Genomic DNA, 19225 nt, shown 5'->3' with positions numbered 1-19225 from the left:
TCATTGCACTTCGCCCTTCGATCTACTGGCACCAGAAAACAAATTCAAATAACTCAGTGCAGCATACTGCAATGAATAGCGCTCCGGCAGCAAGCTAGTACGATCCATTCTTGGTTGAATCACTTTAACAGCTCGTGCAACGCTCGCAGGATCGTGGGGATCCACCTCCTCTATAGCTTCCGACGGCCGCTCTTGCTGGACGACATGACGCGAAACAATACAAGGAAGACCACACGCCAATGCCTCGAGAATATTCATTGGCAAACCCTCGACCCGAACTGTCGTAAACAGCATTACGTCAGCGGCCGAAAGGTAATCCACCATTTCATCTCGCGAAACCGCCCCCGCAAAATGCACAAAGTCCTCCAAACCCAGCTCACGCACCTTGCTCTGAAGACGAACCCGTTCTGGTCCATCACCAACAATGAGGTACCGAACAGAACAATCATCCCTCAAAGCAACGGCAATGCCATCCAGCGCTTGGTAGATCCCCTTCTGCCCGTCTAAGCGCGCCGCTGTAACTACTACCTTCGAGTTCCACCAGCCCATTGACTCTCGAAGACGGAGAGCTCGCTCAGAATCATACCGAAATGTTTCTTCTGAAACCCCATTGCTAATCAGACAAGCCCCTCTTTCTCCACTCAATACGAGTGCAATGGGGAAACGCCCAAATTCAGTTACAACGGCTTGACCGATTGCAACAACAGAAGCATATCGTGGATAATCACGCAAATCTTTGATTAGATTGACTAGATTTTTCAGAGACTTAATCAATTCAATCGCGCGACGAGATCTCCATTTTGAAACCAGCTCGCCAAATGATGTCCCATGCGCCTGCATATGGATGCGTTTCCGAACATCATGCCCCAAATCGAGGAAGGGACTGGCGGCTGAACTGACGCCGAGAATCGCATCAAAGGACAGCAGATATTCCCTGGGGCAGGCATCCAGAAGTCCTCGCCTCCATCGCGCACCGTATCGCCGCCATGCAACACCTTTCATGCCGCGAATTTCTACGCCACTGTCCCAGAATGTATCTGGCCGATCGCTAATCTCCGCAGTGATAATGGCCACCTCGTGACCTAGGCGAGCAAACTCTCTTGCCAAATCCCAGGCAACTGCCTGCATTCCACCAATGGAATGATGAGGCAGAACACGAGTAACGATGAGAAGCCTCACAGAAGCCCCTCATAGAGTCGACCCAATACAGCCGACTGCACTTTCACATTGAACGAATCCTCGACTATCTCGCGAGCTTGAGCAGATACCCTTGAAGCGAAAGCCGGGCTGATAATGTAGTGACACATAGCCTCAGCTATAGCTCCAACATTCCCCTCCTCAACCAAGAGACCATTCACTTCCTGCTTTATAAGCTCTGGAATTCCCGCATGAAAAGTTGAAACTATGGGAGTGCCTGTAGCTGCCGCCTCCATGAGAACGATCGGAAGACCTTCAGTATCACCATTTGCCGCCGTTCTACTTGGCTGACACAGCATTAATGCATTCTCCATCAGCTTTCGGGCTTGCTCTCTAGGGACCCCCCCCAGCAAATCCACATGAGACGAAAGGCCCGACGAATCCACGAGATCCCTTATACGTCTCTCCATCGGTCCCGCACCAACAATTACAAGGCGAACATCAGGGTGCCCACGATGGATCAGGCGAAATGCATTGATGAGGTCTATGCACCCTTTCTTCTCCACCAGCCTTCCTACATGGAGAATGTAATTTCCCGATCGTTCCGCTACGGGCTTATATGCGAAGGCATCGACGTCCACCCCCATGTAGTGCGTTACAACGCGCCCCTCAGGAAAGCCACTTTCAAGAACCATTCTTTCAATATGGCGAGAAACACAGACAAACAGGTTCCCCCTGCGTTTTAGACCAGATTTAAATAGAACGTAGTTAATCCATGCCGGCTTCATCGAGCGCAATAGCTCGGAAGATTTGAGCGTTACATCATAGCCATGAAAGGTCGTCACTAAGGGAACGTCCATTTCTTTAGCCAAGCCTTCGGCATAGACCCCCTCCACGCCGAAGTGTGCATGAATCAACTCTACACTGGCATCACGCAGTGGCTCAATGTATCCCTTACTGGACCTGAGAATCGACTGGCATCCTTTAGAAAAGGCCCCCATTCTCGTATCATCCCAGAGTGCAAACGAATTGACATCCGGATGTGCAGAACGCGTGCGGCCAGTATAAAACGGCGTCCAGCCAGGGACGGAGTCGGCTTGCTCCCTAATGAATGGTTCGGATTGTTTGAAGAGCTCATGCCTAAAGACGGCATACGATTTAGGCTTTTTCATCAAACGTCTCCTAATAACTTTCTAATATGCAGGCAATAATCAAATCCGCACGCGGATGGCATGCGCTCTATTGCCCGCCAACGGCCGCATGATTGCTGCACCCAAGAAAATTGCAGCTACCGAGCTCTCTGCCGGGACTTGCGTAATACCGTAGATGACCATAAAAAAGAGAACAGTGCCCCCACAAGCGAGGAACAACTCTCGACTCGCAAGCGTCAACTTCAAAACTGCTGTAAAGATCATTGCAATCAAAGCAACCCCATAGATTCCACCCACAAAGATCATATAAAGGTAGAGGTTATCGACGAAGGCATACGCAAATCCGCCGCCACCGAGCTGCATTGATGCCCCCAACCCCCCAACCCCGAGGCCAAATAACATGCCAGAATTGGCAATGCCATACTGAATAACTGCCGGCCAGACCACGGTGAACCTATCGTGCAAGCTTGCATATCCCCCGCCCCCAGGGATTGCCGCGCCCTTTGAATACATATAGAACGGCAGTAATAGGCCGACGATCAACCCAGCAACAATGAATGACCCAAGAGCGCGCCTAACCACCCTGCGATTCAAAAGGATCGGAATCGAGGAAATTGCAAATGCGAGTGCAGCTGTCTTCATTGTGCTGAGATAAATGGAAATAAAGACGAACAGCACGATAAGGACGCGCATCAAAGATCGACGCTCCGTGCTGGCCACGAGCAAACCCAAGACTGCGATGAGCAAAGAAGACTCGATAGACGAGCTGGATAAGCCAGCCAAACGCCGAACACCGCCATCAGACCACTCCCGCCCGACCAGCGATGAAATTCCGCCAATTTCGATCGTAAGCCCTTCCCACGGAAAGACAATAAAATAATTTATCAGCTGAAATGTAATTGCCGCACCCAACAGAATCCTGATCTTCCGCAACATCCAGTGACTGAGAACAGACTGATAAAAAATCATCCCAAAAAAGAATGGAAGAAGAACCCAGAACCCCATCATCACCTGCGCAATTCCATTCAGCAGAAGTGAACTAGCAAGGCACAAGAAAATAACCGAGACTACAGCAAGCTGCCCCGTCCGCAACCTAAACAGGGCAAGCGGGACCAGCGCAACAGAAAGAAGAAGGATTTTTGAAGCAAGATGAAAGTATGGCAAACCAACAAGGAAACCGAGATACTTCAGCAATCCCGCACAGGCAGTCGTCCACAAATGGAACAGTACAGCCCACTGAAGAAAATCCCCTTTTTCTGCAACGACCTGAGACGGCAAAAATCTCAATTCCTCGCCATTAGAAATTTCCACTAGCAGATCTCGTTAGTTGCCCCAAAAGGGCGTTCCCCGCGCAGATTGGGCGCCGCGATTAGAAAGCACGCCGCAGCTACATCCAGCAGCGGACTAAAGCAAGTCCCGCCTCACGTCACAGATTTGTACTCGTAGTATCCATAACTGTAGTAACCAGCGGAACGCCGCTGAACGGCGTTAAAGATCGCACCCTTGATGCGTACGTTGTTCTGCTCAAAGCGGCGCTTGGCGAGCGCCAGCTCCTTCGCTTGGTTGAGGCCAAAGCGCGCCACCATCAGGCAGGTACCGGCATGATGGGCAATGATCGCAGCATCGGTAACTGCCAGGATCGGCGGCGTATCGACAATGACCAAGTCGTACTGCGGTGCCAGCTCCTCCAGCAACGTGGTGAAGTTGGCATGCATCAGCAGTTCCGACGGGTTCGGCGGAACGTCACCACGCGCGATGAAGCTCAGATTGTCCAGGCCTGGCAGACTTCGCACCACCTGCGAACGGTCAACCTTGCCGACCAAAAGATCCGACAGACCAGGCGTCTGCGCAGCTCCCAATGCCCTGTGCAGGGTCCCTTTGCGCATGTCGGCGTCGATGATCAGCACACGTTGCCCGGCCTGCGCGATCACCGCCGCGAGGTTGGAAGACACGAATGTCTTGCCGGCGTTGGGGCTCGCACCAGAGATCAACACGATGTTGTTCTTGGCTTCCAGACGCGCGAAGTGAAGGCTGGTACGCAGGCTACGCACCGCTTCGATGGCCAGGTCGGCCGGGTCTTTCACCGCAAGCAGATGCAACTTGCCGTCAGCGCGGAACTTACCGCGCACCGAATCGGTCTGCTGCTGCGTACTAACCGGAATCGAGGCATATACCGGGAGACCCAGCTCTTCGATCTGCGAGGGGTCTTCCACGCCGCGATTGAGCAGTTGCTTCAGCAGTACCAGCGCCACCGACAGGAACGCGCCCAGAACGGTACCGATCAGCACCACCACCGCCTTGCGCGGCTTGACCGGCGTAGTGGCATCGACCTCGGCAGCGTCGACGATACGCACATTGCCAACGGTGCCGGCACGGGCCACGTCCAACTGCTGAGCCTGGTTCAACATACCGGTGTACATCTCATTGCTGACCTGCAGGTCGCGGGTCAGGCGCAGCAGCTCCTGCTGGGCTTCCGGAAGCTGCTTGACCTGGCCCTGGAAGCTGCTCTTACGACCTTCCAGCTCGCCAATCTGGCGCATCAGCGCCTGATAGGCTGGATGGTCACGGGTGAACTTGCGATCCATCTCCGCCTGCTGCAGGCGAAGCTGCTGGATGCTGGTTTCCACGGCCACTTCCTGATCCAGCAGCCCCTTGGTCTGCAGGGTCAGATCCACGGAGTTCGCACGCGTCTGGTAGGCACTCAGCGCCTTCTGCGCCGCATCCACCTGGTTGCGGACATTCGGCAGCTGCTCCTTGACGAAGGTCAGCTGCGCAGAGGCTTCGGCCGAATTGCGCTCGACATTTTGGCGGACGTAAGCCTGCGCCACCTGCTGCAGGAAGTTCTGCGCCAGGACCGGGTCGGCACTCTCATAGGCCAAGGTTAGGATCCCAGAATCCTTGCCGGACTCGCTCACGGCAATGTCCTTCTGCAGATCGTTGATGACCGTCAGATGGCGCTGGCGCGACACTTCAAAGTGCATACCCGGATGCGCGCGCATCTCGGCAACCTGCGCGGTCACCCCCTTCCCGCTCGCGACCTTGCCGACCTGCCCTTTCAATAGAAGATTGTCATCCTCGTCAAACAGTTCATAGCTGTTGTTCTCGCCGACGACCAACGTCATCGGTCGCGCCTGCAGCGCGCGCGGCACGTCCAGCTGGAAGATCTCCAGCTTCTCGCCACCCCAGCCGAAACGGCTCATGCCAAAGCGCACATCAGCCAGAGCTTCCGAATCTGCGCGCTCGGCCTTGCGCGCAACGTAGCCGCCCAGCAGCGGGAAGCGGTTGGGCTCGATGGTGATATCCAGCTTCAACGCATCGACCGCACTACCGACCACCGAACGCGAAGTAATCAGTGCGATCTCGGTGGTTGCCTCTGCAGATCCAGTGCCCATACCCAACGACTGGCTGATATCCGACAGGCCTGGCAACGAAGGCACCTTCGATTCAACCTGGACGATTGCGTCCGCACGATAGATCGGCGTGGCCAGCAACGCATAGGCCACCGCAACCACGAAAAAGAGCCCGGTAATGCCGACGATCCACCACTTGTAGTCGATCAAGGTTCCAAGCAGCTGGCGCAGATCGATCTCGTCGCTGTCTTCCGGTGCGGAGGTACGGGCTTCAGTGGTCATGAATTGGGGGTCTTCAATGCGGGGAAAGGGCTACAGGACTGGAATACGCAGCGGGACTTCAGAGGTGCCGCGCCCAGCTCTCCACACCCTCGGCCATCAACTTGTAAACATGCTCGAACGCCGGACGCTGTTGGCGGTACGGATCGGGAATCTCCCGATCCTGCTGCCACTTGCCCAGCAGAAAGGTTTTCCCGGATGCCTGCGGAGCGATCTCGGAGATCCGGCGCACGTGTTTGCGCTCCATGGTCAGCACCAGATCAGCAGCTCCTAGGATCGCGTCATCAATCTGGCGCGCGCGATGGGCCAGGCCATCCATGCCCTGCTCCACCAGCAACTCCTGCGCCGTGGCATCAATGCTATGCCCAACCAGCGCACCGAGACCCGCGGAGGACACCTGGATCCCCTTGCCCTGGACCGCCTGGCGCAGCATCACCTCTGCGGAGGGACTGCGGCAGATGTTGCCGACACATACAAAAAGAACGTTATTGAACACTGGCCTGGATCCTGTGGCATTCCTTGCGGCGCACGCGACCAGAACACCCAAGGCCGGCGGCAGCCGCACAGCATACCTTACAAGTGCATTACAGGCGATGAAATCGCCAACATATTCATGGGATTACGTCGCAGTTCCAGAAATCGCCCTCTAGTACGCCGACTTCTGCCCAAGAACTTTCAGCGCCGTCAGCACGATGATCCGCACGTCTAGCGTCGGGCTCCAGCGCCGGATGTAATCGATGTCGTACTGGACACGCTTCTTCATCGAACGAAGCTCCGGCGTCTCGCCCCGCAACCCATGGACCTGCGCCCAGCCGGTAATCCCGGGCTTGACGTAGTGACGATGCATGTAGCGCTCGATCACCCGTTCATAGTGGTCATTGTGCTGGATCGCGTGCGGCCGCGGCCCCACCACCGACATGTTCCCACCCAGAACATTGAAGAACTGCGGGAGCTCATCTAGGCTGCTGCGGCGCAGGAAGGCACCGAATCGGGTCACGCGAGGATCCCCCCGCGTCGCTTGAGTGATCTGCCCTGCGCCCTCCGCATGCACGCGCATGGAGCGAAACTTGAGCATCCAGAATTCCTTACCGCCCAACCCGTGGCGCTTCTGGCGGAACAACACCGGCCCCGGCGAACTCAGCTTCACGCCGAGGGCCAATAAAGCAAACAACGGCGCCAACAAGATCACCGCCAGTCCCGCCACAACGATGTCCTCGATCCGCTTGAACAGGCGGAATCGATGGTCCGACAGGCCCTGGCGCACGCCAATCATCGGCACATCGCCCACCTGATGCACCCCAGGATTGAGCGCCCCCAGGCCGGTCGTGTCAGGAATCAGGCGCACCGGCACGGGAAAACGCTCGATCTGCTTGAGCATATCCTTGATTGCTGCCGCGTGCCCCATGGGCATTGACACCCATACCTGATCGAATTCACCCCTATGCTGATCCATGTACAGCGGAACCTCGGCTAACGCACCAAGCCTACGTGGCGCGTCTCCACCACGCCGGGTCGCAATGTCACCGGTGCTAGCAAAGTAGCCAACAACTTCCTTGCCCAGTTCCGGCTTGCCGCGCAGAAGGCGATGCAATTTCAATGCCGGCGCGCGCAGCCCGACCAGCAGGATGCGCTCTCGATCCATCCCACGCGAGCGCAAGCGGTGCAACTGCACCCTCAGCAACACACGCAACAAGGCCATTGCAGCAAGCCCGAACGCATACCACCCTACCAGCCAACTGGATGGAACAGCGTCGGCCACCCCAACGATGACCACATAGATCGAGAACAGAGCAAAGGTGGACGACCAGGCCAGCAGCAGCAACCAGAGATCCGCCAGGAGGCCCCTAACACGCCAGTTGCGATAGACCGGCGCTACCGAAAAGCAGACGATGGCACTGAGGATCACCGCACCGAACACGATTCGCTGGGACGAATCCGGCGCGCCTGCGCCATAGAGCAGGATGTGAGAAAGCACCGCCATTCCTGGCAGCAGCAATAGATCACCCAGGCGCAGCCCAAGCTCGAGGGCTGCTCGGGCCTCGACACGACGACGGCCAGCGCGGGCCCGCTCCGCAGGAAGGTCTTCTACTGATCCATGTAGCAAAGCACTTCTCCAGTATCCGCTCGACACGACTCCGAAGGATTCGGCGTCACGTGCATGGGCTCCCCAGCCAGCACGCTGTTGTCCGGACAACGTCAATTAAATGTGGAGGAATTGTGAATGAAGCGAAGGGCAAAAGATAGGAACCTCAAGTCGGGAGAACCCCCACGGCACCGTCGGAAAACCACCTAAGTGCTTATAATTATTACGAATTACAAATGTATCAAAATGCGTCCAAATGCGTCATTTTATGTCATAGCTGCCACTGATCGACTCCTATTGAGGGCGTCGAACTCATCAGCACTGCTAGACTCCCACGAATTTTTTCGCAACAAGGAAGATGCGTGTCGCAAATCCTCATCTGCGGCGGCGCCGGCTACATCGGCAGCCACATGGCCCAGTACCTGGCCGAGGCCGGCCACTCCGTAACCGTGCTCGACAACCTGTCCACGGGCCACCCCGACGCGGTCCGTTGGGGCGAACTGCTGGAAGCCGACCTGCTGAATCCCGAAGCGCTCGAACGCGCTCTCCATGGTCGCCAGTTCGATGCCGTGATGCACTTCGCTGCCCGCTCGCTGGTCGGTGAGTCCGTTGCGGATCCTTATGCCTACTACGACAACAACGTCACTGGCACACTGAACCTGCTGGCCGCCATGCGCCGCCACAACATCGATCGCATCGTGTTCTCCTCCACCGCTGCGGTATTCGGCAATCCACAGTCGGATGTGATCGATGAGGACCACCCCAAGGCGCCCATCAACCCCTATGGCGCCAGCAAGCTGATGGCAGAGCGGATCCTCGCTGACGCAGCCACAGCCTACGGCCTGCGTTCAACCTGCCTGCGCTACTTCAATGCCGCAGGCGCCCTGCCCGACCACGGCATCGGCGAGGCCCATGCCTGCGAAACCCACCTGATCCCCAATGTCCTGCGTGCCGCATTGGGCATCGGCAACGCCATGAAAGTGTTCGGCAATGACTACGCAACACCCGATGGCACCTGCGTGCGTGACTACGTGCACGTGCAGGATCTGGCCCAAGCCCACGCGCTGGCACTTGAGTACATGGAGCACACGCCCGGTGCGCACGCCTTCAATCTGGGCAATGGGCAGGGTTTCTCCGTCCATGAGGTGATTGCAGCCGCGGCAGCGGTCAGCGGACGCGAAATTCCGTTTGAGATGGCGGAACGACGCCCGGGCGATCCGGCCAGCCTGGTAGCGTCTTCTGCCCGCGCTCGCGAGATTCTGGGTTGGCAGCCGCGCTGGACCGAGTTGGCACCAATCATCGCCAGTGCCTGGCAGTGGCATCGCAATCCTCCCGCATGGTCGCCACAGCCGGCCATTCCTGACACCGCGAGCAGCTTGGACGAAGCCCTGCCTGCCTGAACAGGCACCCCTAATAGGGGTGGCCTATCGGTGCGGTTTCACCCCGCACCGCACCAAAGCCCAGCAACCTCCCTCTGCTACCATCGGCGGTTCTGTTCATCGCGTCCCCCACCTGCCCGCGATGGCGCCAAACAACGTAACGAAACACAGGAGTCTGCATGTCTTCCGAGCTGCTCAAGTCCCTTGGCCTGGACGCGATCAACGCTGGCACGTACCTGGGCAACGGGGAGTGGTCGAGCGCGACCAGCGGTGAGCTGATCACCCCGGTCAACCCGACCACCGGCGAGCCGATCGCGCAGGTCCGCGCGACCACCGAGGCCGAGTACGAGACCGTCGTCGCCCGCGCCCAGGAAGCCTTCAAGATCTGGCGCACCACGCCGGCTCCGCGCCGCGGTGAAGCCGTGCGCCTTTGCGGCGAAGCACTGCGCAAGCACAAGGACGCCCTGGGCTCGCTGGTTGCGCTGGAAATGGGCAAGAGCAAGCCCGAAGGTGACGGCGAAGTGCAGGAGATGATCGACATCGCCGATTTCGCCGTGGGTCAGAGCCGCATGCTGTACGGCTACACCATGCATTCCGAGCGCCCCGGCCACCGCATGTACGAGCAGTACCACCCGCTGGGCCTGGTCGGCATCATCTCGGCCTTCAACTTCCCGGTCGCGGTGTGGAGCTGGAATTCGTTCCTGGCCGCCATCTGCGGCGACGTGTGCATCTGGAAGCCGTCCAACAAGACGCCGCTGACCGCCATCGCCTCGCTGAAGATCTGCAACGACGCCCTGCGTGAAGCCGGCTTCCCGGACATCTTCTTCCTGATCAACGATGCCGGCACCACGCTGTCGGAGAAGATGGTCGATGACCGCCGCGTGCCGCTGATCAGCTTCACCGGCTCGACCCAGGTTGGCCGCACCGTCAACGAGAAGGTCGCGCGCCGCCTCGGCCGCTGCCTGCTGGAGCTGGGTGGCAACAACGCCATCATCCTGGACGAAACCGCCGACCTGAAGCTGGCCGTGCCGGGCATCGTGTTCGGCGCGGTCGGTACCGCCGGCCAGCGCTGCACCACCACCCGCCGCCTGATCGTGCACCGCTCGATCTATGCCGACGTGCTGGCCACGCTGGTCAAGGCCTACAAGCAGGTGGAAGGCAAGATCGGCGACCCGACCGATGCCGCCAACCTGATGGGCCCGCTGAACAGCGATGGCGCCGTGCAGCAGTTCCTCGATGCCATCGCCCAGGCCAAGGCGGCCGGCGGCACCATCGAAACCGGCGGCACCCGCATCGACCGCGCTGGCAACTTCGTGCTGCCGGCGATCGTCTCGGGCCTGAAAAACAGCGACGCCGTGGTCCAGCACGAAACCTTCGCGCCGATCCTGTACGTGATGCCGTACGACAGCATCGACGAAGCCATCGACATGCAGAACGGCGTGCCGCAGGGCCTGTCGTCCTCGATCTTCACCCAGAACCTGAAGACCGCCGAGAAGTTCCTGTCGGCGGCCGGCAGCGACTGCGGCATCGCCAACATCAACATCGGCACGTCCGGTGCTGAGATCGGTGGTGCCTTCGGTGGCGAGAAGGACACCGGCGGTGGCCGCGAGTCCGGCTCGGATGCGTGGAAGGTCTACATGCGCCGCCAGACCAACACCATCAACTATTCGGATTCGCTGCCGCTGGCCCAGGGCATCAAGTTCGACCTGTAACGCTATCTGTAGTGCCGGGCCATGCTCGGCAGGATGCGCCATGAACACCGCAGGAAATGCAGCCGAGCATGGCTCGGCTCTTCAGGCTGGCAAGCCGGTGATTGATTTCACCGGCCGCCGCGTGTTGATCGCCGGCGGCAGCAAGGGCATTGGCCGTGAAATGGCGCTGGCGTTTGCCGGCGCCGGTGCGCAGGTCTCGGCCTGCGCCCGCGGCCAGGCCGGCTTGGATGGCCTGCGCGCCGATGCACGGGCGCAGGGCTTCGAACTGCACACATTTTCCGCCGATCTGGCCGATCCCGGCCAGATCCAGGCGTGGCTGCAGGCCGCCGCCGACGCGCTCGGCGGCATCGATGTGCTGGTCAACAACGCCACCGGCTACGGCATGGCCGACGACGAGGACGGCTGGGCCGCCAGCCTGCAGATCGACCTGATGGCGGCCGTGCGTGCATCGCGCCTGGCCCTGCCTTGGCTGCGCGCGTCCAGTGACGCCTGCATTCTCAATCTGTCTTCGATCGCCGCGCAGCAGCCACGCCCCGGTGGCGCCCCCTACGCCGCCGCCAAGGCCGCGCTTTCGCACTACACCACTTCGCAGGCACTGGCGCTGGCCAAGGACCGGATCCGGGTCAATGCGATCGCACCGGGCTCGATCGAGTTCGATGACGGCCTCTGGGACCGCCGCCGCACCGAAGACCCGGCGCTGTACCACGGCACGCTGGCGAAGATTCCGTTCGGCCGCTTCGGCCACCCGCGCGAGATCGCCGATGCAGCCCTGTTCCTGTGCTCGCCGCTGGCGCGCTGGATCACCGGCCATGTGCTCAACGTGGATGGTGGCCAGGTGTTGATGGGCTGACACCGGCACTCCGGTAGTTGCCAACCTTGGTTGGCATGCCTTTCGTCGACCAAGGTCGACGCCTACCACGGCTGGCATGCCTTTCGTCGACCAAGGTCGACGTCTACCACAGCTGGAATGCCTTTCGTCGACCAAGGTCGACGCCCACCATCGCATCCGCCGGGCATGGGATTGCCCGGGCAGAGGCACTATCATGTGCACACTGCCAAGGAGGACCCCGATGAGCGTGGCACCCCGACAGACAAGCGCCCTGGCCGTGGTCAGCCTGGTCATGGGCATCGCCAGCTGGACCGTCCTGCCCTTCGTGGCCAGCATCGTGGCCATCATCACCGGCCACATGGCCCGCGCCGAGATCCGCCGCCGCCCGCATGAACTGGAAGGCGATGGCCTGGCCGTCACCGGTCTGGTACTGGGCTGGGTGATGGTCGGCGCGGTGATCGCCGCCATCCTGGTCTTCATCCTGTTCTTCGGCGGCCTGGCCTGGCTCGCCGCGATGTCGAACTGACTGCCATGACCGCCTCCGACAGCACTGAACGCTTCAGCAGCCGCGTCGCCGATTACGTCCGCTACCGGCCCGATTATCCACCCGCGCTGCTGGAATGGCTGCACGGCCCGATGGGCGTCAGCCGCGAGGCGCTGGTCGCCGACATCGGCGCCGGGACCGGTATTTCCAGCCGCCAGTTCCTGGCCAGCGGCCATCCGGTAGTCGCTGTTGAACCCAACGCCGCCATGCGCGCCGCCGCAGAACAGTGGCTGGCACCGCAGTACCCGCAGTTCCGCGCGGTCGACGGCCGCGCCGAGGCCACCACACTGGACGACGCCAGCATCGATCTGGTCAGTGTCGCGCAGGCCTTCCACTGGTTCGACACCGTGGCGGTGCGCGCCGAGTGGCAGCGCATCCTGCGCCCGGGTGGCCTGGCATTGATCTACTGGAATTCGCGCCTGCTCGATGCCAGTCCGTTCCTGGTCGGCTACGAACAGCTGCTGCTGGATTACGGCACCGACTACTCCGCCGTGGCCGAGCGCTACCAGGACGATGCCACCATGCAGGCCTGGTTCGGCCCCGGCCTGCGCGGCATGGTCGAGCTGCCAAACGTACAGCATCTGGACTTCGATGCCCTGCGCGGGCGCCTGCTGTCCTCCTCCTATGCCCCGCAAGCCGGTCATCCGCGCCACGCGCCGATGATCGACGCTTTGCAGGACCTGTTCGCCACCCACGCGGTCGACGGCCAGGTTGCTTTTGAATATCGAACCCGAGCCTTCCTCGGCACGCTGGACTGAACCGACGCATGTATTCGCTTGCCCGCCCCTTCCTGTTCTCGCTCGACGCCGAGCGCGCCCACGGCCTTGGCCTGTCCGCACTGGACCTGGCCTACCGCACCGGCACCACGCCGCTGCTGGCCGCACGCATCGCGCCGATGCCCAGCACGGTGTTCGGGTTGACCTTCCCCAATCCGGTCGGCCTGGCCGCCGGCCTGGACAAGAATGGCGAGCACATTGATGCGCTGTTCGCGCTGGGTTTCGGCTTCGTCGAAATCGGCACCATCACCCCGCGCCCGCAGGCCGGCAATCCGCAGCCGCGCCTGTTCCGCCTGCCGGAACACAACGCGATCATCAACCGCATGGGCTTCAACAATGCGGGCGTGGACGCGCTGGTGCGCAACGTCGAGCGCGCGCGCAACCGCCGCGGCCTGCTCGGCATCAACATCGGCAAGAACAAGGACACCCCGAACGAACAGGCCGTGGACGATTACATCGCCTGCCTGGACAAGGTGTACCCGCTGGCCGACTACATCACCGTCAACATCTCCTCGCCCAACACCGCCGGCCTGCGTGAACTGCAGGAAGAAACCGCGCTGCGCCAGCTGGTCAGCCAGTTGCGCGACCGCCAGGAAGATCTCGCGGCCCGCCACGGTCGCCGCGTGCCGATGCTGGTCAAGGTGGCGCCCGACCTCAGCGAGCGCGACATCGATGCCGCTGCCCGCGTGCTGGGCGAACTGCAGGTGGACGGCGTGATCGCCACCAACACCACCATCGACCACAGCAAGGTAGCCGGCGACCCGCTGGCCAACGAGGCCGGTGGCCTGTCCGGTGCGCCGGTGCTGGAGCAGTCCACTCTGGTACTGCGCCGCCTGCGTTCGCGCCTGCCCGAGTCGGTGCCACTGATCGGGGTCGGCGGCATCCTGTCCGGTGCCGACGCCGTGGCCAAGATGGCTGCTGGTGCGGCCCTGGTGCAGTGCTACAGCGGCCTGATCTTCCGCGGCCCGGCCCTCGTCTCCGAATGCGTGGAGGCGATCCGTCGCCGCCGCGAAGCGCCGAGCCGCGGCGCGGTGGCGCCGCTGTGAGCGCGCCCATGGACACCATCGACGGCAACGCCCCGCTGCGCTGGACGCTCACCCGCAATGCGCCGCTGCAGGCGCTGAACACCTTCCATGTGCAGGCCAGCGCCGCTCAGCTGCTGGAACTGCACGATGCCGCGCTGCTGCCGGAAGTGCTGGCACTGCCCGAGGTGGCCAACGGCCCGCTGCTGGTACTGGGTGCCGGCAGCAACGTGCTGATCGCCGAGGATCTGCCGGGCACCGTGCTGGTGTTCGGCAACCGTGACATCAGCTTCCTCGAGCATCGCGCCGACCATGCCGTGATCCGCGCCGGTGCCGGTGTGCCGTGGCACGGCCTGGTGATGTGGTCGCTGCAGGAAGGCCTGTCCGGCCTGGAAAACCTCGCCCTGATTCCCGGCACCGCCGGTGCCGCGCCGATCCAGAACATCGGCGCCTACGGCGCGCAGGTCGGCGAGTTCATCCAGGCCGTCGAAGCCTGGGACTGCCAGGAGCAGGCCTGGGTGCGGCTGGACAACGAACAGTGTGGCTTCGCCTACCGCGACAGCGTGTTCAAGCAGCAGATGGACCGCTACCTGATCACCGCCATCGAACTGAAGCTGCCACTGCTGCATGACCTGCGCATGGACTACGCCGGCATCCGCGAGGAACTGCAGGCACAGGGTGTGGAATTGCCCAGTGCGGTGGACGTGGCCAATGCGGTGATCGCGATCCGCCGCCGCAAGCTGCCCGACCCGGATGTACTGGGCAACGCCGGCAGCTTCTTCAAGAACCCGGTGCTGCCGCTGGAACAGGTCGACGTACTGCTGCAGCACTTCCCCGAGCTGCCGGTGTTCCCGTCCGACCAGGACGGCAAGCGCAAGGTCTCGGCGGCATGGATGATCGAGTCCTGCGGCTGGAAGGGCTTCCGCGAAGGCGATGCTGGCGTGGCGCCGAGCCACGCACTGGTGCTGGTCAACCACGGCAACGCCACCGGCGCTGAACTGCTGGCGCTGGCGCGACGCATCTCTGCTTCCGTGCTGGAGAAGTTCGGCGTGCCAATCGAACCGGAGCCCCGCCTGCTCGGCGCACAGTGGTGAACACCCCCGCCCTCTCCCCCAGCGCCACCCCGATGCGGGCGGCGCTGCTGATGCTCGGCAGCACGATGGCCTTCGGCCTGATGGCCGTGGCGATCCGCTATGCCACGCGCTACGTGCCCACCCAGGAAGTGGCGTTCTTCCGCAACGCCTTCGGCCTGCTGGCGTTGCTGCCGATGCTGCTGCGGCCAGGCCACGCGCCGCTGAAGACCCAACAGCTGCCGCGCTACTTCGTGCGCAGTGCGATCGGCCTGGGTTCGATGCTGTGCGCATTCTGGGCACTGGGCCACCTGCCACTGGCGCAGGCGGTGTCGCTCTCCTACTCCACGCCCCTGTTCGTCACCATCGCCGCCGTGCTGTGGCTGGGCGAGACCGTGCGCGTGCGCCGCTGGGCCGCCGTCGTCGTCGGCTTCATCGGTGTACTGGTGATCGTGCGTCCCGGCACCGCCGGATTCACCGCTGGCAGTCTGGTCGCGGTGGCCGCCGCCGTGCTGAGTTCGCTGGTGGCGATCCAGATCAAGCAGCTGACCCGCATCGACAGCGCCGACACCGTGGTGCTTTATACCTACGTGTTCTGGGTGCCGCTGTCGCTGATCCCGGCAGTGTTCGTCTGGGTCTGGCCGACCGGCGTGGCGTGGCTGTGGCTGCTGGCCACCGGCGTGCTCGGCACCATCGGCCAGCTGCTGTGGACGCGTGCGCTGCGCCTGGGTGAAGTCTCGGCACTGACCCCGATCAGCTTCCTGCAGCTGCCGCTGGTCACGTTGTGCGGCTGGCTGCTGTTCAACGAAACGGTGGACCGCTGGACGATCATCGGTGCCGGCATCATCCTCGCCGCCAACGCCTACATCGCCCATCGCGAGGCCGTGCTGTCGCGCCGCGCCGCAAGCGCAGCGGCCTCGGCGGCAGCCAAGCCCGCCGAGTAGATCCGCGCCATGCGCGGATGATTCCTGTCCGCCCGATCAACGATGGCGGCACAAAGAGCTGCCGAGCGTAACTGTAGAGTCGAGCCATGCTCGACTCATCGCGCGAAGCGCGACGGTTCACCCATGGCAGGTGACGTGCATTTACAACGCGCGATACACCCGCTCCGCCGCATCGAACACATTGCCCGGCGCGAACTGCTCGCCCAGGTAATGCAGCGACTGCCGGCGCAGTTGCGGCGAACGCTCCTCACCATCGCTGCCCAGCAGCACCTGCTGGAACTCGATCAGATCCTGCAGGATGCGCCAGTGCCGGTACCAGGCGATCCAGCGCGGATCGCCGCGGTCGCTGCCGTAGCCGTCCTCGAAGCCCAGCGGATTCTCGCGCCCCCAGCGCCCGCCAACCGCCGCACCGATGAACATCAGGTCGCGCTCGCGCGGTGCCAGCGACAGGCCATCCCAATCGATCAGGTGCAGCCCACCGTCATTGCCCATCAGCAGGTTGCCGGCATGCAGATCGGTGTGGCACAGATGCAGGTCTACCGGCACGTCCTGCAAGGCCGCGAGCAGTTCCTGTGCCTGCGCATGCAGCGCCGCGATGCGCGCATGCTGCTGGTCCCATACCGAAACGAATGCGCGGCCCAGCCCGTCCTTCGCGGCCGCCAGGCCCTCGCCGGCCAACCACTGCCCGACGGTCTCCAGCGCCGCGGTTTCCAGCCGCACGATCGGCAGCGCCTGCTGCAGTTCCGCCGGCAGCTGCGCACCGTGCAGGCGCCGCAGCACCTCACCCAGCCGTTTCCACTGGGTGCGGCTCAACGCTGCCTCGAACCCGGACTGGCCTTCCACATAAGGGAACAGGGTGAACTGCAATCCCCAACGTTGCACCGACGCACCACCGGTCAGTGCCGGCCACGGCGCGACGATCTCATCGATACCCAACGTGCCGCGCATCCAGTGCAGGCTGTCCCACACCGATGGGTCGACCTGGTAGGTGCGGCATTTCAACCACCACTGCCCGTGCCGCGCATCGACGCGATACACGCTGGCATTGGCGTCGGCGCCCACCGGGCGTGGCACCACGGCGGTCGGGGTGATGCCATAGGATTGTTGCAGGACTTCGCCGAGATGCTGCGCCGAAGCGAATGACATGGATGCAAGCGGAAAGTGTTACCTGCCGCCACTATCGCAGATGCGCTCGCCACGACACAGACATGTCCGTCACAACATCGCCTCGGCACGACCAAAGAACTAGCCTGCAATACGGCGCATCACCGCCTCCAGTGGACCGCGCGCGAACTGCCATGACCACAGCCACGCCGCAGCGGTCGCCAGCATCAGGAACAGCAGCGCCCACAACAGCACCGACGCGAGCGAGGCACTGCCATCAAGCAGGCCCAGGCTTTCCAGCGTGCCCATGCCCAGCAGGATGTGACCCACATACAGGGTCAGGGTCATGCGCCCGGCCGCGGTGAACGGCTCCAGCCAGTCGCCCGGTCGCACGCGCGTCAGCCACAGGCAGGCGGCGATGACACTGCAGGCCGCGCCCGCACCGGTAAGCACGTAGGCGGGTCCCGGCGGCATCGGCTGCGTTCCCAGCCACGCCTGCCAGAGCGTTCCCTGTGCGAGCTGCTGCACGCCATGTCCAGCCGCGATCAGCAACAGCCCCAGCACCAGCAACGCATGCTGCACCCGCGGCTGCGACAACTGAAGGCGCGCCAGCAGCATGCCCAGCAGGAAGAAGCACAGCCACGGCATCAACGGGTGGAAGCCATTGAACAGCAGGTTGCGGGCCGCGCCCGGCCATTGCCACAGACCGGCGTATTCCAGCGTCTGCCAGTTCCATCCCTGGCTGTAATCCCAATGCAGCAACGCCCAGAACGAACAGGCCGCCAGGCCCACGATGCTGGCCAGCAACACCCGCGGCGAGGCACGCAGCCACAGCACTGCCAACGCGAAATACACCGCGTAGTAGTGCAGGATATCGGCCGGGAACAGGGTCAGGTTGAGCAGGCCCAGCACCATCAGGAACAGCGCGCGCCTCCAGGTCTGCACGCTGGCCGGCCACCACCCTTGCCGCTGCGTGGCCAACACCAGGCCCAAGCCAGCCAGCGTAACGAACGTCGCCGAAGCCTTGCCTTCCAGCAGATGGAAGAACCCTGCCAGCCAACCCTCACCCTCTGCCGGCACGGCCATCGCCAGACGGAAATTCACCAGCACCATGCCGGCCAGTGCCAGGTAACGGGCCAGGTCCAGGCCGTGCAGCCGCCGGTCCACGGCGCTCATGCACGCGCCCCCAGCAGCAGCGCGAGCAGGCCAAGATCCAGCGATGCTTCATCGGTGCCCTCGGCTTCGCCCAGCCCCCGACGCAGCGCATCGCTTTCGATGGCATCCAGCAGCACCTGCGCCTGCAGTGCCGGCGCCAGTACGGGACGCCGACGTTCGCGCTGTGCCATCTGCCGCAGGGCTTCGGCCAGCGTCGCCTGCAATTGCCTGCGATTGGCCGCGAAGGCCTCGGCCACGGCCGGATTGCGTGCGCTCTCGGCCAGCACCTCCACCGCAAGTGTTGCCCATTCCGGCTGCCGGCACAGCGCATGGAAGTCCTGCAGGAAGGCCATCACCTGTGTGCGTTCGCCATCGGACGCGGCCAGTCGCTGCAGCAACGGTGCCAGTTCTTCGCTCTCGGCCACCGCCACCGCAAGGATGATCGCTTCCTTGCCCGGGAAGTGGTTGTAGAGATTGCCCAGGCTGACGCCGGCCGCCTGCGCGATGTCACGCATGCTGGTCTGGTGGAATCCCTTCACGAGGAAGCACTGCAGGGCGGCCTGCAGGATCTGCGCGATGCGTTGCTCGTTGCGGTCGGCTCGGTTCATGGCGCAAATAGTGAACGAACGTTCGTCCAATTAGAAGCTGGCAATCCAGCAAAGGCCGGGCTCCGTTCAGCCAGCCTTGACC

At 62.1% G+C, this 19225-nt stretch carries 17 protein-coding genes; 8 read left to right on the top strand and 9 right to left on the bottom strand.

Going from position 1 to position 19225, the window contains the following annotated elements; translation table 11 throughout:
- From ACZK5G_RS09725 to ACZK5G_RS09700, 6 genes are all read right to left on the bottom strand, one after another.
- Nucleotides 1-1179 carry a glycosyltransferase family 4 protein gene (locus ACZK5G_RS09725; RefSeq protein WP_277779051.1) on the bottom strand — a complete coding sequence of 393 codons (1179 nt, stop codon included), beginning with the start codon at nt 1177-1179 and terminating at the stop codon, nt 1-3.
- A complete protein-coding gene (locus ACZK5G_RS09720; protein ID WP_478466200.1) occupies nt 1176-2309 on the bottom strand; it encodes a glycosyltransferase in 1134 nt (377 codons plus the stop codon). The genes ACZK5G_RS09725 and ACZK5G_RS09720 overlap by 4 nt, the downstream gene beginning before the upstream one ends.
- Nucleotides 2310-2348: 39 nt before the next feature.
- Complete coding sequence (locus ACZK5G_RS09715; RefSeq protein WP_478466199.1) at nt 2349-3599, bottom strand: hypothetical protein; 1251 nt, start codon at nt 3597-3599, stop codon at nt 2349-2351.
- A 110-nt stretch (nt 3600-3709) separates the two neighbouring features.
- Nucleotides 3710-5920, bottom strand: coding sequence for a polysaccharide biosynthesis tyrosine autokinase (locus tag ACZK5G_RS09710; protein WP_277779054.1), 2211 nt, complete (start codon nt 5918-5920; stop codon nt 3710-3712).
- A gap of 58 nt (nt 5921-5978) precedes the next feature.
- Nucleotides 5979-6413, bottom strand: coding sequence for a low molecular weight protein-tyrosine-phosphatase (locus ACZK5G_RS09705; RefSeq protein ID WP_277779055.1), 435 nt, complete (start codon nt 6411-6413; stop codon nt 5979-5981).
- A gap of 150 nt (nt 6414-6563) precedes the next feature.
- Nucleotides 6564-7898, bottom strand: coding sequence for an undecaprenyl-phosphate glucose phosphotransferase (locus ACZK5G_RS09700; protein ID WP_478466198.1), 1335 nt, complete (start codon nt 7896-7898; stop codon nt 6564-6566).
- A gap of 464 nt (nt 7899-8362) precedes the next feature.
- Between ACZK5G_RS09700 and galE the strand changes: the two genes are divergently transcribed.
- The 8 genes from galE to ACZK5G_RS09660 all read left to right on the top strand — a co-directional run bounded on the left by galE (nt 8363) and on the right by ACZK5G_RS09660 (nt 16276).
- Nucleotides 8363-9400, top strand: coding sequence for a UDP-glucose 4-epimerase GalE (gene galE, locus ACZK5G_RS09695; RefSeq protein ID WP_478466196.1), 1038 nt, complete (start codon nt 8363-8365; stop codon nt 9398-9400).
- Nucleotides 9401-9558: 158 nt separating this feature from the next.
- Nucleotides 9559-11091, top strand: coding sequence for an L-piperidine-6-carboxylate dehydrogenase (gene amaB / locus ACZK5G_RS09690; RefSeq protein ID WP_478466195.1), 1533 nt, complete (start codon nt 9559-9561; stop codon nt 11089-11091).
- A 40-nt stretch (nt 11092-11131) separates the two neighbouring features.
- On the top strand, nt 11132-11941 hold the full coding sequence (locus ACZK5G_RS09685) for an SDR family NAD(P)-dependent oxidoreductase (protein WP_478466193.1): 810 nt from the start codon (nt 11132-11134) through the stop codon (nt 11939-11941).
- A gap of 220 nt (nt 11942-12161) precedes the next feature.
- On the top strand, nt 12162-12446 hold the full coding sequence (locus ACZK5G_RS09680; protein ID WP_010484694.1) for a DUF4190 domain-containing protein: 285 nt from the start codon (nt 12162-12164) through the stop codon (nt 12444-12446).
- Nucleotides 12447-12451: 5 nt separating this feature from the next.
- Nucleotides 12452-13222, top strand: coding sequence for a class I SAM-dependent methyltransferase (locus ACZK5G_RS09675; RefSeq protein ID WP_478466192.1), 771 nt, complete (start codon nt 12452-12454; stop codon nt 13220-13222).
- 8 nt (nt 13223-13230) lie between these two features.
- Nucleotides 13231-14286 carry a quinone-dependent dihydroorotate dehydrogenase gene (locus ACZK5G_RS09670; protein WP_032127499.1) on the top strand — a complete coding sequence of 352 codons (1056 nt, stop codon included), beginning with the start codon at nt 13231-13233 and terminating at the stop codon, nt 14284-14286.
- A gap of 8 nt (nt 14287-14294) precedes the next feature.
- Complete coding sequence (gene murB / locus ACZK5G_RS09665; RefSeq protein WP_478466190.1) at nt 14295-15356, top strand: UDP-N-acetylmuramate dehydrogenase; 1062 nt, start codon at nt 14295-14297, stop codon at nt 15354-15356.
- Nucleotides 15357-15388: 32 nt separating this feature from the next.
- On the top strand, nt 15389-16276 hold the full coding sequence (locus tag ACZK5G_RS09660) for a DMT family transporter (RefSeq protein WP_478466510.1): 888 nt from the start codon (nt 15389-15391) through the stop codon (nt 16274-16276).
- A gap of 141 nt (nt 16277-16417) precedes the next feature.
- Here the strand turns inward: ACZK5G_RS09660 and ACZK5G_RS09655 are convergent, their stop codons facing one another.
- From ACZK5G_RS09655 to ACZK5G_RS09645, 3 genes are all read right to left on the bottom strand, one after another.
- Nucleotides 16418-17422 carry a phosphotransferase gene (locus tag ACZK5G_RS09655; protein ID WP_478466188.1) on the bottom strand — a complete coding sequence of 335 codons (1005 nt, stop codon included), beginning with the start codon at nt 17420-17422 and terminating at the stop codon, nt 16418-16420.
- 99 nt (nt 17423-17521) lie between these two features.
- On the bottom strand, nt 17522-18556 hold the full coding sequence (locus ACZK5G_RS09650; RefSeq protein ID WP_478466186.1) for a DUF418 domain-containing protein: 1035 nt from the start codon (nt 18554-18556) through the stop codon (nt 17522-17524).
- Nucleotides 18553-19143, bottom strand: a complete 591-nt coding sequence (locus ACZK5G_RS09645; protein ID WP_478466185.1) for a TetR/AcrR family transcriptional regulator — start codon at nt 19141-19143, stop codon at nt 18553-18555. Before ACZK5G_RS09645 ends, ACZK5G_RS09650 begins: the two co-directional genes overlap by 4 nt.
- Between the last annotated feature and the right edge of the window lie 82 nt (nt 19144-19225).

The organism is Stenotrophomonas sp. 62841_Sma, from assembly GCF_056482945.1.
The sequence above is the reverse complement of the archived record's forward strand: the minus strand, read 5'-3'. Positions and strand labels throughout refer to the sequence as shown.

Coding starts and splice junctions, on each gene's coding strand:
- ACZK5G_RS09720 (WP_478466200.1), bottom strand. CDS start 2,309: ATGAAAAAGCCTAAATCGTATGCCGTCTTTAGGCATGAGCTCTTCAAA.
- ACZK5G_RS09710 (WP_277779054.1), bottom strand. CDS start 5,920: ATGACCACTGAAGCCCGTACCTCCGCACCGGAAGACAGCGACGAGATC.
- ACZK5G_RS09700 (WP_478466198.1), bottom strand. CDS start 7,898: ATGGCGGTGCTTTCTCACATCCTGCTCTATGGCGCAGGCGCGCCGGAT.
- amaB (WP_478466195.1), top strand. CDS start 9,559: ATGTCTTCCGAGCTGCTCAAGTCCCTTGGCCTGGACGCGATCAACGCT.
- ACZK5G_RS09685 (WP_478466193.1), top strand. CDS start 11,132: ATGAACACCGCAGGAAATGCAGCCGAGCATGGCTCGGCTCTTCAGGCT.
- ACZK5G_RS09680 (WP_010484694.1), top strand. CDS start 12,162: ATGAGCGTGGCACCCCGACAGACAAGCGCCCTGGCCGTGGTCAGCCTG.
- ACZK5G_RS09675 (WP_478466192.1), top strand. CDS start 12,452: ATGACCGCCTCCGACAGCACTGAACGCTTCAGCAGCCGCGTCGCCGAT.
- ACZK5G_RS09670 (WP_032127499.1), top strand. CDS start 13,231: ATGTATTCGCTTGCCCGCCCCTTCCTGTTCTCGCTCGACGCCGAGCGC.
- murB (WP_478466190.1), top strand. CDS start 14,295: ATGGACACCATCGACGGCAACGCCCCGCTGCGCTGGACGCTCACCCGC.
- ACZK5G_RS09660 (WP_478466510.1), top strand. CDS start 15,389: ATGCGGGCGGCGCTGCTGATGCTCGGCAGCACGATGGCCTTCGGCCTG.
- ACZK5G_RS09655 (WP_478466188.1), bottom strand. CDS start 17,422: ATGTCATTCGCTTCGGCGCAGCATCTCGGCGAAGTCCTGCAACAATCC.
- ACZK5G_RS09650 (WP_478466186.1), bottom strand. CDS start 18,556: ATGAGCGCCGTGGACCGGCGGCTGCACGGCCTGGACCTGGCCCGTTAC.
- ACZK5G_RS09645 (WP_478466185.1), bottom strand. CDS start 19,143: ATGAACCGAGCCGACCGCAACGAGCAACGCATCGCGCAGATCCTGCAG.